Source organism: Nocardia sp. NPDC004573, from assembly GCF_053602135.1.
In genome coordinates this window covers 234,383-247,797 of the sequence record NZ_JBSGDA010000005.1, presented here as the reverse complement: position 1 = coordinate 247,797, position 13,415 = coordinate 234,383, and the positions used below count along the sequence as shown (strand labels likewise).

The window sequence follows — 13,415 nt, the reverse complement described above, 5'->3', positions numbered from 1 at the left end:
GGCGGCTGCCTGGCAAGGGCATTCACGCCTGTCCGGTCTCGAAACGGCTCACCTTGCCGTCGCGCAGGACGAACCGCCAGGTGGTCCGCATCGACCCCCACCGGGAATTGGTGTAGTCGGCGACCAGTTCGGTGCCGTCGTCACCGACGGACTCCACCCGCATGCGGCCGTTGCTGTCGAAGATTTCCGCTCCGGTCCACTGGTGGAGGTTGCGCTCCACCCCGTCGTCGGACATGGTGGCGTCGTCGGTGAGCACCGCGTAGAACCGGTCCTGATCGTTGGCGTTGAGCGCGTCGACGAACTCCTGCACCGTCGGATCCAGCTGCGCGGTCATCCGGGTCGTCCTCTCGGATCGGTGTGGGAAGCATCGGACAGCAAATGCCTGGCGTCTACTCTAGGTCAGCGGCGGCGCGCTCGGCTCCAGGAAAGTCGCGAAGGTCCGCATGACATCGTCCACCAACACCGGGGCGGTGGTCCCGAATTGTCCGGCGCGTTTCCCCAGCTGTCCGTCCAGCCACAGCGAGGCCAAGCCGTGGGCGAGACCCCAGAACATGACCGCCGATGTGTCGGCTTTGTCGGCCGGTAGCGCTCCTGCTCGGACGCACTCCGCGATGGCGTCGGCCAGGACGCCGAAGGCCGCGTCGCCGGCGGCCATGGTGTCGGGATGTTTGTCGGGCTGGGAGAGTTCGGGCCGGAACATCAAGCGGAAATAGGCCGGGTGTTCGCGGGAGAACCGCACGTAGGCGTTCGCGAGGGCGGTGAGCGCGGCCATGGGCGTTTCCGCTTCGGCGCGGGCGGCGGCCAATTGCGCGCCCAGTAGCTGGAAGCCCTGCGTGGACAGGGTCGCGAGCAGGGCGGCCCGGTCGGGGAAGTGGTGGTACGGCGCCGCAGTGGACACGCCTGCCTCGCGCGCCACCCGGCGCAGGCTCACCGCCGCGAGGCCCTCTGTCTCGATCAAACGCAGGCAGGCGGCCAGCAGCGCGTCGCGCAGGGCGCCGTGGTGGTAACTGGTCCGCGTCACCGTCCGAGCCTATGCGACGTGTCCTGGACAACCTAACTATGCGGTGCTTAGATTATCTGAGCGGCGCTCAGATGGGTGCCACGGAAGCCACCCACGAGACGGACGTAGACATGAGCACACAAGTAACGGTCACGGGCGCAACGGGTTTCGTCGCCGGGCACGTCATCGCCGAGTTGCTGGAACACGGCTACGCCGTGCGGGCGACGGTGCGCGACCTCGCCGCCACCGGCAAGCGAACACACCTGGCCGAGGCGGCCCGGCGCATCGGGGGCGAGCTCGAATTCGCCCGAGCCGACCTCGACGGCGACGACGGCTGGGCGGCCGCTGTCGCGGGCAGCGCCGCTGTCCTGCACGTAGCCTCTCCGTTTCCCAGCACCCCGCCCGACGACGAGCGCGAGCTCATCGACACCGCGGTCGAGGGAACGCTGCGAGTGCTGCGCGCCTGCGCTGCCGCGGGCACGGTACGCCGGGTGGTGCTCACGTCCTCGATCGCCGCGATCGCGTACGGTCACGCCGAGGACGCCCTGCGCACGGAGGCGGACTGGACGGTGGTCGAGCGCAGCCCCGCCTACCAGAAGAGCAAGACGCTGGCCGAGCGGGCGGCCTGGGATTTCGTCGCGAAACTTCCGGCGGGCGAGCGATTCGAACTGGTCGTCGTCAACCCGGGCATGGTGCTGGGACCGTTGCTGTCCGCCGCGACGAGCACGTCGCACGAGCCTGTACGCAGGCTGCTGGCCGGTGACGTCCCCGGCACGCCCCAGGTGGGCTGGGCGCCGGTGGACGTGCGCGACCTCGCGGTGGCGCATCGGCTCGCGCTGGAGACGCCGGAGGCCGCGGGCAACCGCTACATCTGCGCGGGCGAGCATTTGTGGATGGCGGACATCGCGCGCATCCTCGCCGAGGAATACGGGCCGCGCGGGTTCCGGGTGCCGACCAGGCGGCTGCCGGACTGGCTCGTGCGCTGTGTCGCGCTCTTCGACAAGGGCGTCCGGTTGACTGTTCCCACTCTGGGGCGCACCGAGTCGCTGAGTGCGGGTAAGGCGCAGCGCGAACTGGGCTGGACCATGCGGCCTGTCCGGGAAACCGTGCTGGACACCGCCGAAAGCCTGTTGCAGCACGGAATCGTCGCGCCGCCGCGGCGCAAGCCTGCCTCTTCGGCCGCCACGCCGCGCGCCGTGCGGGTCTGAAGGGATGCGAGCATGCTGATCGCGACATTGATCGTCACCACCGTCGCCATGGCACGGCGCCGGCTCGCCCGCCGATCCCCTGCGGGGAACTCCGCCGGACGCAGTGTTCCCGGCCCACTCCGCCGGGCGTTGCGCCGTCCGGCGCCGATAGCGGCGGCGTGCGTCGCGCTACTCGGCGCCGCGGTCGCCGCGGGCGCGCTCGCGCAGTGCTGAAACCCGCCCCGACGTGCGGCGCTCCGGCGCGGTTCGCTAGACAGGACGCGTGACTGCGCAGCGCCCCTTCCGGTTCGGTGTCAACATGGTGGTCCCCGAGAGCCGCAAGAATTGGATCGAAAAATGCCGCCGGGCAGAGGAACTCGGTTTCGACGTGGTCGGCGTCGCCGACCATCTCGGCCTGCCTGCGCCGTTTCCCGCGATGATTCTGGCCGCCGAGGCGACCGAGCGGGTGCGGTTGAACACGTACGTGCTCAACACCGCTTTCTACAACCCGGTATTGCTGGCGCGCGACGTGGCAGGCGCCGATCAGTTCACCGACGGGCGCGTCGAACTCGGGCTCGGCGCGGGCTACGTGCAGGCGGAGTTCGAGGCCGCGGGCATCCCGTTCGAAAGCGGCAGCAAGCGCGTCGAGCATCTGGAGCAGACGGTGATCACGCTGCGCGGCTTGTTCGCCGACCCGGAATATCAGCCGCAACCCGCGCAGCCGACAGGTCCGCCCGTGCTGATCGGCGGATGGGGCGACCGGTTGCTCGGCGTCGCCGCGCGGCACGCCGACATCATCGCCTTCACCGGCGCGGCGGCCGCGCGCAACGGCGGGCCGCTGCAGATGGCCGGGCTGGCCGAGATCGCCGAACGCGTCGCCTATGTGCGGGAGCTGCTCGGTCCCCGAGCGGACAAGGTCGAGTTCAACATCCTCGTGCAGCGGGTGGTCCCGCCGAGCGAACGCGCGAGCGTCTTGGAGGTATTCGGCCCGGCGCTGCCGCCGGACGTCGCCGACTCCCCGGAGGAGCACCCGATCCTGCTCATGGGCACCCCCGAGGAGATGGCCGACCGCCTGCGCGAACGGCGCGACCGTTACGGCATCAGCTACGTCACCGTCCTCGAGGACAGCATGGAGAAGTTCGCGCCGGTCCTCCAGTTGCTGCGCTGAGCGGCGGTTTCGCGGCACCGGGTAGCAGATCCGCGACGGCCGAGCGAATCTCGGCGCACCCGTCGACCGGGTCACGCAACTGGACGCCGGGCTCGCCGGACCGGTGCAGGAGGTCCGTCATCCGGATGGCGGGCACCAGGGCAGATAGTGGTAGTCCCTGCGCAGGGTCATGTTCCAGAGCCCGACTACGGCGAGGACACCGCCGGGTGCGACCAGACGGCGCGATGCGGCGTGAATGTGATTTACATCACATTCACCGGAGCGTTTCAGGGGTCCGTGATGGCAAGGTGTGCGGTATGCCTTTCGCCGAATCCACCGCATCGACCGACGCCATCCGAGTGCTCGGGGCCAGCGAGCACAACTTGCGGGATGTGTCGCTCGAGATCCCGAAGAACAAGATCACCGTCTTCACCGGCGTCTCCGGCTCGGGCAAATCGTCGATCGTCTTCGACACCATCGCGGTCGAATCCCAGCGCCAGCTCTACGCCACCTTCCCCGCGTTCATCCTCAACTTCCTGCCGCGCTACGAACGCCCGCACGCGGAGGCCATCGAGAATCTCACCGCGCCGGTGATCATCGACCAGCAGCCGGTCGGCGGCGGGCCGCGCTCCACGGTCGGCACGATGACCGACATCTACTCCATGGTGCGGGCCATGTTCGCCCGATTCGGTTCGCCCTCGGCAGGTTTCGTCTACAACTATTCGTTCAACGTGCCGCAGGGTATGTGCCCGGATTGCGACGGACTCGGCGTCACCGTCCGCGCCGATCCCGACCGGCTGCTCGATCGCACCAAGTCGTTGAACGAAGGCGCGATCCTCCTGCCGGGATACGGCGTGGGCAGCGGCGATTGGCAACTGTACGGAAAGTCCGGCCGCTTCGATCCGGACAAGAAGCTCGCCGACTACACCGACGCGGAGCTGCACGACCTGCTCTACGGCACCGGCGGCAAGGTCGAGCTGACCTTCAGCAAAGGCACCTGGAAGGCGAACTACGAAGGCATCGCCGCGAAATTCACGCGGACCCGGCTGCAGCGCGACACCTCGACGCTGAGCGAGAAGACCCGGGAGCAGATGCAGCAGTTCCTCACCGAAGGAGTCTGCGGGACCTGTGCGGGCGCGCGCCTGAACCAGGCGGCGCTGGCCACCCGGATCGGCGACCGCAACATCGCGGATTGGGCGCGCTTGCAGATCACCGATCTGATGGAGGTGCTCGACGAGATCACCGATCCGGCCGCGGCCGGTCTGGCCGGGGCCATCCGCACCGCCCTGCGGCGGGTGGCCGACATCGGGCTGGGATATCTCAGCCTGGACCGGCCGACCTCGACCCTGTCCGGCGGCGAGGGACAGCGGCTGAAGATGATCAAGCATCTGTCCAGCACGCTGATCGGACTGACCTACATCTTCGACGAACCCAGCGTCGGGCTGCACCCGCGGGATGTGGGCCGGTTGAACGATCTGCTGAAGGCGTTGCGGGACAAGGGCAACACGGTGATCGTTGTGGAGCACGATCCGGACGTCATCCAGATCGCCGACCACGTCGTCGACGTCGGGCCGCGCGCGGGCGCGCACGGCGGTCAGGTGGTCTTCCAGGGAAATTTCGCCGACCTCCGCACTGCCGACACCCCGACCGGAGCCGGTCTGCGCAGGCCGTTCCGCGTCAAGGACTCCTTCCGCGCGCGCACGGGCGAACTGCTCATCGAGCGTGCGACGCTGCACAACCTGAAGAACGTGACCGTCGGGATCCCCGCTGGCATCCTGACCTGCGTCACCGGCGTCGCGGGTTCTGGGAAGAGCAGTCTCATCCGCGACGTGTTCGTCCGGGAGCATCCGGAGGCGATCTTCGTGGATCAATCGCCCATCGCGGCGTCGTCCCGGTCCACGCCCGCGACCTACCTCGGATTGATGGACCCCATCCGCAAGCTGTTCGCCAAGGCGACGGGGGAGTCCGCGGGCCTGTTCAGTTTCAATTCGGCGGGTGCGTGCAAGCAGTGCGAGGGCCGCGGGGTGATCATCACCGAGATCGCCTACATGGACCCCGTGACCACCCACTGCGACGCCTGCGACGGACGGCGCTTCTCCGAGGACGTGCTCGCCCTGACGCTGCGCGGCAAGTCCATCGCCGACGTGCTGGAGATGCCGGCCGAGGAGGCGCTCGGATTCTTCCCGGAGAAGGCGCTGCACACCAAGCTGCGCACGATGAACGAGGTGGGTTTGGCCTACCTGAGCCTCGGCCAGGCGATGAGCACGCTGTCCGGGGGCGAACGGCAGCGCATCAAGCTGGCCACGCAGTTGCAGAACACCGGCAGCGTCTACGTGCTCGACGAGCCCACCACCGGACTGCACATGTCCGACGTGGACACGCTGCTGGCGCTGATGGACGGTCTGGTCGACCGTGGTAACACCGTCGTGGTGATCGAGCACAACCTCGATGTGGTCGCCCACGCGGACTGGGTGATCGATCTCGGGCCGGACGGCGGCAAGGACGGCGGCCAGATCGTCTTCACCGGCACGCCCGCCGAACTCCTCGCGCACCCGTCCTCGCTGACCGGCGAATACCTGCGCCGGTACAAGACGGGCAGTTAGCCGGAGGACTCCGGCGCCGGGAACTGCTCGGTCCCGGTCACTCGCAACAATTCCAGCGCCGAGGCTTCCCGGCTGCCGGGTGTCGCCGAGTAGACGACCAGGGCCTGGTCGATGTCCGGGACCAGCAGGGTGTCGCAGTCCAGCCGCAGCGATCCGAGGTCAGGGTGATCGATCGTCTTGGCGATCCAGCAGACGCAAGACGCTCGGGCGCACGACCATGTCGATGCGACCCTCCTACGGCGGCGCCGCGCCCGCGAGCTGGAACAGCAAGGTGCGATCCTCGTCGTTGAGCCGCAGCGCGCGTGCGAGCGCGGCCAGCACGGCGCTGGACGGACGCGGACCGCGCCCCTGCTTTAGGCGCACCACGTAGTCCACACTGACGCCGGCGAGCTGGGCCGCTTCCGCACTCCCTGCGGCCGGAACTGCGGACAACTCGCAGGACGCCTGCGAAGCCGCCGGCACCCCGGTGCGCTCAACCCGTGATCATCGGACGGTTCTTGGTACAGAGCCGTGCATGCCAGATCCACCGGAGTGCCGACACTCCCGATCGACTCCACGGCAAGCGCCGATCGGCGACCGCGCAAGTCCGCGACCTTTGACGCTATATGCACGGATGCTGCCGGTATGACGGGAGTGTCGCCGAGCTGTGACTGACCATGTGGAGCAGGTCAGCGTCGCGCAAGCCTGTGCGCGAAAGGGGGCCGCGCTGGCCGACCATGTTGGCGACGTGCAGACCAAACCGAGATGAGATCGTCGCGTGCAGACAGGTCATCCCTGGACAAGCCGAGACAGTCTGCTTGCTGCGCCATCACCGAGGCTCTGTGGACGCCCTCCGGGCGAAGCGCTCCTCCGGCCAGAAGGTGTCTCCCAACGTCAGCTGATCGAACAGAACACAGACGGTTCCCGGCTTGTCCTCGGAATCCCAGACGGCCGACACGTTCCGGCCCCGTTCGTTCCCATAGCGGCTCAGCCAGTAGATTCTATCTCCTGGCTTGAGCTCGCATGCGCTGACCAACTGTCGGCCTGACGTCATGCGAGTACTCGGTTGTCCGACTCGCGCATCGAAACCGTATTCTCCGGTCGGCCGGGGGCACCGCCAGACGATCCGGAACTGCTCGTCGATCGGTAGGGCAGGTGGACCTACGAGCACTTCTTTGACTAGGTAGAACGTGACAAGTCGGCGGGCCCTATCTGACATCTCGCGCCACGGTTTCGAGTGCGCCTCGGTAGATGCGTCAGCGTCCGCCTCCAACTTCGTGGCGATGACAGCCAGATCGTGGTCGGTCGCGGTTTCCGTGCGGAGAACCTGGATCGACCGGGGCAACGAATCGGGTTCGACCCGAAGACGGTGTTCGATTCGCCTGGCGACGTAGTTGTCACGTGCGTCGATGTTGGTATGAAGCTGCGGTACGTCAACTGGGGGTTTGCGAGCCCACTGAGCGGCATCGAAGCAGGCAGCTAACCACTGCGCCTCAGCTTTACTCAGTATCTTGTCCGCCAGTACGGGTATGCCGGGAAGAAGCCCCGGTCTGCCGTTGGGATAGAAGTGCTCGGGGCCGATATGCTCCGGGTACCAGTCGAAGTCGCTGTGGAGCAAGGTCGCGAATCCCTCACCTTGGCGCTGCCAAAAGATCAAATCCTCGCCAAATACGTTCACGTGGTGCTGCACGATGTCCGATGGACCGAATTCGACGCCCGCCATCTCACCCAACTGGGCTTGGATGATCCGGTTGCCCCGATAGCGGCTCAGGTAGGCTCTGACCGCGGCGACGAAGTCAGCGATGGATTCGTCATGCAACTTCTGCTCCGAGTTGACCGTGATCGTCTTGAGCACCTCACCTTTGCGCCGTGCCGACAGAAGTTGCTTGGTGGCGTTGGCCCAGTAGAGGCCGTCGGTGTCCGGGTCATGCACGACGCAGAGCACCGGAATGTTGCCATCGGCCCAGGTGCTGCCGTGGTCACCGATTGGCACGGCATATCCGCCGGACCTGCGCCACGAACGGCCACCCTTGACCTGGATCCTGACCAGGTCGCCGGTGACCTCACCGTCCTCGGTGAACGTGACGTGTTGGTCCTCGCCGAAGTCGTTCTGGCCGTCCACCTCCTGAACGATGTGATTGTGTCGCTCCAGAAGCGCCCGCAGCGCGTTGACCGCCGCACGACTAGGTTTGCGAGCATCAGGCACCTTCGGCAACGGACCCCCCGGATCATGGCGCGCGGTGACCACGGATGGTTCGCGACTAGTTGGACGCGTCGAAGGATAGCGGCTAGAGATCGATCAAGGAGTGTGTAGCGAACATCTCACCCCGGCCGGCAGGGCCGATTCTGCACTCCTAAGGCCCGGAGCAGCCGCGCGATCAGCGGCATTTGCGGAGTGCGCCACGATGCGCATCGTCATATCCCCGGCGCAGCCGGGATGGACTGGAAGGAGGTTCGTGGGTCCGATCACTTACCTGAGGCCGAAAGGTTGACGGGGACAAGAGCATGTCAGAAAACCGGCGACTGTGCCCAAGCATCGGGGCGGTGCGTCCGGGAGACCCGCGCGATACGGCGAAAGCTGGATTGCCTGAAGCCCAATCTCCAGAAGGTGCAAATGCCCGCCCGTCGGAAGAAGATGCTTGACGACCGACGCCGTGTCCCGGGCCGGTCCCGTCCGCTGGCCGGCTCGCCTTCCGGATGCGGAGCGATGTCCAGTGAGGACATTCCAAGGAGATGAGTGGGCCGCCTACGTCGCGCTCGATACGTATGACGATGACGAACGTGGGATCGCCTACGGGACAGAAGGTCCTATGGCGACAGAGTTCCGGTAGTAGTCGTGGGAGTCACGCCCCACCAGGGAGGACGGGAAAGCCGTCCACATGGGCGAAGCGGAACAGGTGACCGGGCACCCAGGATCGGGAGGTACGCGAAATGCGGAGCGCCGATACGGGATCGGGTGTCCAGCGCGGTTTCGGCCGCGCGACGGTTGCTGGAGAGCCGGATGCGGTTAACGTCGCCTGTCCGGTTCGGGAGCGCGGCATGAGGAAACGGACTCGACCAGATGTCGGGCACCGCGCCTCATGCCGACGTTCATCGTTGGATGATAGGCCGGTGACCGAGATCAGGGACGACCACGTGAAAGTCCACTTCCGCATGGACATCGATGAGAAAGGCTGGCCGCCCGCCAGCGTCGAAAGCCTGTGGGCGGTAGACCTCGGTGACGGTACAGCTCGGTTGGACAACACGCCCTGGTTCGTCCGCGGGATCGCCAACGGGGACATCGTCACGGTGGAGCCGGACGATGAGGGTGTTCTCTGGGCCGGTCAGACGGTCCAGCCGTCGCAGAACTGCACCATCCGCTTGATCGTGTTGAAAGACGATGGCTCGGTTGCCGCTCGGGAGAGCGTATTGAAGGCCTTCCACCGCCTCGGCACGACAGGCGAAGGCATCGAGCGCTACCGGATGGTGGCCTTGGATGTACCGCCGGAGGCGAACCTGCCAAAGATCCGCAAGCTGTTGGAACACGGTGCAGAACAGGGTTGGTGGCACTGGGAGGAAGGGTGTGTCACCGCAGCTTGGAAAGCCACTGCTCGAGGGTGATGGCAGCCTGCCCCCGGCTGCTGTCGCGCGGCGAGTCGCAAACCTACTGCCGTCGCTCTACTGAAGTGCTGTGCGCCTCAACTCTGTTCGATATTGCAGCCCCTGCAAGGCGCGCATGTCGGCATTTCAGGATGCTTGCCGACTTGGTGGTAGCGATGTGGTCGAGGACCGATCTGGGGACATCCGTCCGCGCCTGTCCCGGGTCCGCGGACCGGCAGTAGCGGTTCCACCACTGCCTGACCGATCCGTCAGGATTCGTGCTCTCGCCGCGCCGAATCACGGGGCTGCTGTATGGAGAGGTGACATCGTCGTCTCCCTCCAGCAAGCGGGCATTTGAGGAGTGCGTAACCCATATGTCACCCCGGCGAGCTGCGCGACCTCCTCGTGGCGCAGACCCGGCACCTGCCTGCGCGCCCCCGCGGGCAGCCCGACGTCGCCCGGACGCACTCGGTCGCGGGCCTGTCTCAGCAACGCGGCCAGCTCGGTTCGATCCCCAGCTCGATCATGCCGTGTCCGGTCGTCGCCGGGGTGGGATCGTTACTCCCAGGAGATGGCAGCCCTGGCGGGCGGCTACCGGGCACGTGACGCTGGCTCCGTGAACGAAACGAAACGACGACCGCCCTGGTGACCGGGGCGAACAAGGGCTTGGGGCGCGAAACCGTCCGCAGGTTGGCCGATTTGGGCTGGCGGGTGTTTCTCGCGGCGCGCGACGCGAAGCTGGGCCAGGCGGTTGCGGCGGAATTGGCCGAGGGGGGATCAGCAGTGGAGTTCGTCTCGCTCGACGTCACCTCCGCCGCGTCGATCGAGGCCGCGGTCGAGGCGGTGGCGCGACGGACAGCGCGGCCGGACGTACTGGTCGACAACGCGGGCATCGGCGGCACCCGCAAGACGCCCGAGCTGGTCGAGGCCGCGGATTTCCGTGCGGTGTTCGAGACGAACGTGTCAGGCCCGGTGCAGGTGACCCCGCCGCGACTGCACCGGTCGCCTGCCGACGACGGCGCTCGCCGTCGTCAGCGGGCGCCACCGTTGACGTACAGCGTCTGACCGCTGACGTAACTCGCCTCGTCGCTGGCGAGGAAGGCGATCACCGCCGCTACCTCTTCGGGCCGACCCACGCGGCCCAGCGGCGTACGTTCCGCGGCCGCCTTCTGATGGTCCTCGGCGCTCATGCCGACCCGGTCGGCGGTGGCCGCGGTCATGGCGGTGGCGATATAGCCGGGCGCCACCGCGTTGACGGTGATGTTGTACGGGCCGAGTTCCAGGGCGAGCGTCGCGGTGAGCCCCTGGATGCCGGCCTTGGCGGCCGCGTAATTGGCCTGGCCGCGGTTGCCCAGCGCCGACCGGCTCGACAGCGAGACGATCCTGCCGTACCGCTGGGCCGTCATGAACCTCTGCGCGACCTGCGCACAGTGGTAGGCGCCGGTCAGATTGACCGCGAGCACCGCGTGCCAGTCCTCCTCGGACAGGCGGAAGAACAGGTCGTCGCGGGTGATGCCCGCGTTGTTGACCAAGACCTGCGGGCTGCCCAGATCGGTCGCGACCCGGTCGAACGCCGCCTCGACCGAGCCGCGCTCGGTGACGTCGCAGACGTAGCTGCGGGCCACCCCGCCGGCTTCGGTGATCCGCGCGGCGGTCTCGTCGGGCGCGTCGCGGTCGAGTACCGCCACGGCGGCGCCCTCGGCGGCGAGGCGCAGCGCGGTGGCCGCGCCGATGCCGCGGGCCGCACCGGTGACGACGGCGATCCGGTCGGTGAAGCGGTGCATCGAATGTTCTCCTGTCAGAACGCGGCGACGCCGGTCAGTGCGCGGCCGATGAGCAATTTCTGGATCTGGCTCGTGCCCTCGTACAGGGTCATCACCTTGGCGTCGCGGAGGTATTTGCCGACCGGGAACTCATCGATGTAGCCGTACCCGCCGAACACCTGCACCGCTCGGTCGGCCGCCCGGACCGCCGCCTCGGAAGCGAACAGCTTCGCCTTGGAGGACGCCACGGCGAATTCCTCGCCACGGTCGACGAGGTCGGCGACCCGCCACACCAGCAGCCGCGCCGCGTCCACGTCGAGGGCGATATCGGCGAGCAGCTCCTGGACGAGCTGGTGGGCCGCGATCGGCTTGCCGAACTGTTCTCGCTGGGTGGCATAGCCGACGGCGGCGTCCAAGCAAGCCTGCGCCAGCCCGACGCAGCCCGCGGCGACCGACATGCGGCCCTTGGCCAGCGCCGCCATCGCCACACCGAAGCCCTTACCCTCGGCGTGCAGTCGGGCGCTGTCGGGAACACGCACACCGTCCAGCACGAGTTCGGCCGTGGCCTGTCCGCGCAGCCCCAGCTTTCCGTGGACCTCCCGCGCGGTGAATCCGGGCGAATCGGTCGGTACCAGGAACGCGGTGATGCCCCGGTGTCCTTCGCCGCCGCTACGCGCGAACACCAACGCCACATCGGCCCAGGTGCCATTGGTGATGAACATCTTCGTGCCCGACAGCACCCAGTCCGAGCCGTCGCGGACCGCGCGGGTGCGCAGCTGGGCGGCGTCGGAGCCGGTGCCCGGCTCGGTGAGTGCGAAACAGCCGAGCGCCTCGCCGGCCACCAGCGGCGTGAGCCAGGTCTGTTTCTGCTCCTCGGTGCCGAAGTGCTGGATCGATTTGGCCACCAGGCCGAGGGAGACGGAGACGATGCCGCGCACAGCCGAGTCGCCGCGCCCCAGCTCCTCGAGGACCAGGCAGTAGGTGAGATGGTCGCCCGCGCTGCCGCCGTACTGCTCGGGGATGGTGAGGCCGAGAAACCCCAGTTCGCCGAGCCGGGCCACGATCGACCGGTCCACGCTTTCGTCGCGATCCCACCGCGCGGCGTGCGGAACGATCTCCCGGTCGACGAAATCGGCCGCGAGCTGCCGCGCCGCCGTCTGCTCGCCGGACAGTTCGAGGTTCATGGGCGGTAGGCTAGCGAGAATTAAACTAGCGCCGCAAGTTTAGCCCAGGCGTGCCGTGATAATGCGAGGTCAGGGCGCGTAGCGGGCCGTGGCTGTAACGGCGCTCACCGTCGGCGACGGAGCTGGATAGTCGAGTGGCCGGCCAATCGACCGCAATGGGGCTCCGGACGTCGCATGGCGATGTGCCCCCGGCGCTGCATGTCGAAGCAGGACGTGAAGCGCTTGGCGGAAGGTCGCGGCAACGCATCCCGCACCAGGCGGACCATGTCGGCGGCTCGTCGTTTCGGGAATGACAACCCGGCCGATTCCGCCGACAACCCTCACCGGTCAGGCTGATGAGGTTCTCGGGCGTTCATCGGGCGGTGACCGCGCCGCATTCCGTCGCGAGCCAGGCGGGGAACTCGGTGAGGTCGGTGAGCACCACGTCCGCGCCCGCCGCGCGCAGTTCGTCGGCCGTGCACGGCCCGGTGCTGACCCCCACTGCGAAGACATCCGCGGCGCGCGCGCCGTTCATGTCGCCGACGTGGTCGCCGACGAACAGACTCGCGCCCTGCTCGCGCAGCGTCGCCGCCTTGCCCGCCGACCAGAGGTCGCCGGCGAGATGGTCGACGCGCCAGCCGAGTTCGGCGATGTGCAATTGCGCGAGCGGCGCGTGCTTGCCGGTGACCACGAGCACTCGCCCGTTGCGGGCCTCGACAGCCGCCAGCGCGGCCTGCGCGCCGGGCATCGGGGGAATCGCCGAGACGATCGTCGGGTAGAGCGCTCGGTAGCGGGTGACCAGGGCCGGAACGAGGTCTTCGGGCGCGCCCGCTTCGACGAGCAGGGTGGCCAGCGGCGGGCCGAGCCGATCGGCGAAGGTCGTCCCGGACAGCGGCAGGCCGAACTCGGCGCCGAGTCGGTCGATGGCGCTGGCGACGCCAGGTCGCGAGTCGATCAGCGTCATGTCGAGGTCGAAGCCCACGGTCCAGGTCAC

14 protein-coding genes are annotated in these 13,415 nt (G+C 67.7%); 6 read left to right on the top strand and 8 right to left on the bottom strand.

Annotated features, from left to right (window positions below; all coding sequences use genetic code 11):
* Nucleotides 1-22: 22 nt before the first annotated feature.
* Nucleotides 23-334: a nuclear transport factor 2 family protein gene (locus tag ACWEKR_RS10775; RefSeq protein WP_159840640.1), complete on the bottom strand. Its 312-nt coding sequence runs from the start codon at nucleotides 332-334 to the stop codon at nucleotides 23-25.
* A gap of 60 nt (nucleotides 335-394) precedes the next feature.
* Nucleotides 395-1,021, bottom strand: a complete 627-nt coding sequence (locus ACWEKR_RS10770) for a TetR/AcrR family transcriptional regulator (protein WP_452354291.1) — start codon at nucleotides 1,019-1,021, stop codon at nucleotides 395-397.
* A gap of 110 nt (nucleotides 1,022-1,131) precedes the next feature.
* On the opposite strand from ACWEKR_RS10770, the gene ACWEKR_RS10765 reads away from it, so the two are divergent.
* From ACWEKR_RS10765 to ACWEKR_RS10750, 4 genes are all read left to right on the top strand, one after another.
* A complete protein-coding gene (locus tag ACWEKR_RS10765; RefSeq protein WP_452354290.1) occupies nucleotides 1,132-2,208 on the top strand; it encodes an SDR family oxidoreductase in 1,077 nt (358 codons plus the stop codon).
* Nucleotides 2,209-2,220: 12 nt separating this feature from the next.
* Nucleotides 2,221-2,421 carry a hypothetical protein gene (locus ACWEKR_RS10760; RefSeq protein ID WP_452354289.1) on the top strand — a complete coding sequence of 67 codons (201 nt, stop codon included), beginning with the start codon at nucleotides 2,221-2,223 and terminating at the stop codon, nucleotides 2,419-2,421.
* A 49-nt stretch (nucleotides 2,422-2,470) separates the two neighbouring features.
* On the top strand, nucleotides 2,471-3,355 hold the full coding sequence (locus tag ACWEKR_RS10755; protein ID WP_452354288.1) for an LLM class F420-dependent oxidoreductase: 885 nt from the start codon (nucleotides 2,471-2,473) through the stop codon (nucleotides 3,353-3,355).
* A 296-nt stretch (nucleotides 3,356-3,651) separates the two neighbouring features.
* Nucleotides 3,652-5,937: an ATP-binding cassette domain-containing protein gene (locus tag ACWEKR_RS10750; RefSeq protein ID WP_452354287.1), complete on the top strand. Its 2,286-nt coding sequence runs from the start codon at nucleotides 3,652-3,654 to the stop codon at nucleotides 5,935-5,937.
* Here the strand turns inward: ACWEKR_RS10750 and ACWEKR_RS10745 are convergent.
* The 3 genes from ACWEKR_RS10745 to ACWEKR_RS10735 all read right to left on the bottom strand — a co-directional run bounded on the left by ACWEKR_RS10745 (nucleotide 5,934) and on the right by ACWEKR_RS10735 (nucleotide 8,164).
* The gene (locus ACWEKR_RS10745; protein WP_452354413.1) at nucleotides 5,934-6,080 is read right to left on the bottom strand and encodes a hypothetical protein; all 147 of its coding nucleotides are present in this window, start codon (nucleotides 6,078-6,080) and stop codon (nucleotides 5,934-5,936) included. The two genes, ACWEKR_RS10750 and ACWEKR_RS10745, sit on opposite strands and share 4 nt — an antisense overlap.
* 91 nt (nucleotides 6,081-6,171) lie before the next feature.
* Complete coding sequence (locus ACWEKR_RS10740; protein ID WP_452354286.1) at nucleotides 6,172-6,369, bottom strand: helix-turn-helix domain-containing protein; 198 nt, start codon at nucleotides 6,367-6,369, stop codon at nucleotides 6,172-6,174.
* Nucleotides 6,370-6,745: 376 nt separating this feature from the next.
* The gene (locus ACWEKR_RS10735; protein ID WP_452354285.1) at nucleotides 6,746-8,164 is read right to left on the bottom strand and encodes a DUF4365 domain-containing protein; all 1,419 of its coding nucleotides are present in this window, start codon (nucleotides 8,162-8,164) and stop codon (nucleotides 6,746-6,748) included.
* A gap of 863 nt (nucleotides 8,165-9,027) precedes the next feature.
* On the opposite strand from ACWEKR_RS10735, the gene ACWEKR_RS10730 reads away from it, so the two are divergent.
* Both ACWEKR_RS10730 and ACWEKR_RS10725 read left to right on the top strand, forming a co-directional pair.
* Nucleotides 9,028-9,516, top strand: coding sequence for a DUF4265 domain-containing protein (locus ACWEKR_RS10730; protein ID WP_452354284.1), 489 nt, complete (start codon nucleotides 9,028-9,030; stop codon nucleotides 9,514-9,516).
* Between the two features lie 624 nt (nucleotides 9,517-10,140).
* On the top strand, nucleotides 10,141-10,560 hold the full coding sequence (locus ACWEKR_RS10725) for an SDR family NAD(P)-dependent oxidoreductase (RefSeq protein WP_452354283.1): 420 nt from the start codon (nucleotides 10,141-10,143) through the stop codon (nucleotides 10,558-10,560).
* On the opposite strand, the gene fabG is transcribed toward ACWEKR_RS10725, so the two are convergent.
* The 3 genes from fabG to ACWEKR_RS10710 form a co-directional block, all read right to left on the bottom strand.
* Entirely contained in the window at nucleotides 10,527-11,279 is a 753-nt protein-coding gene (fabG, locus tag ACWEKR_RS10720) for a 3-oxoacyl-ACP reductase FabG (RefSeq protein WP_195085365.1), read from the bottom strand. The two genes, ACWEKR_RS10725 and fabG, sit on opposite strands and share 34 nt — an antisense overlap.
* A 14-nt stretch (nucleotides 11,280-11,293) precedes the next feature.
* The gene (locus ACWEKR_RS10715) at nucleotides 11,294-12,442 is read right to left on the bottom strand and encodes an acyl-CoA dehydrogenase family protein (RefSeq protein ID WP_452354282.1); all 1,149 of its coding nucleotides are present in this window, start codon (nucleotides 12,440-12,442) and stop codon (nucleotides 11,294-11,296) included.
* Between the two features lie 352 nt (nucleotides 12,443-12,794).
* The gene (locus ACWEKR_RS10710) at nucleotides 12,795-13,415 is read right to left on the bottom strand and encodes an HAD family hydrolase (RefSeq protein ID WP_452354281.1); all 621 of its coding nucleotides are present in this window, start codon (nucleotides 13,413-13,415) and stop codon (nucleotides 12,795-12,797) included.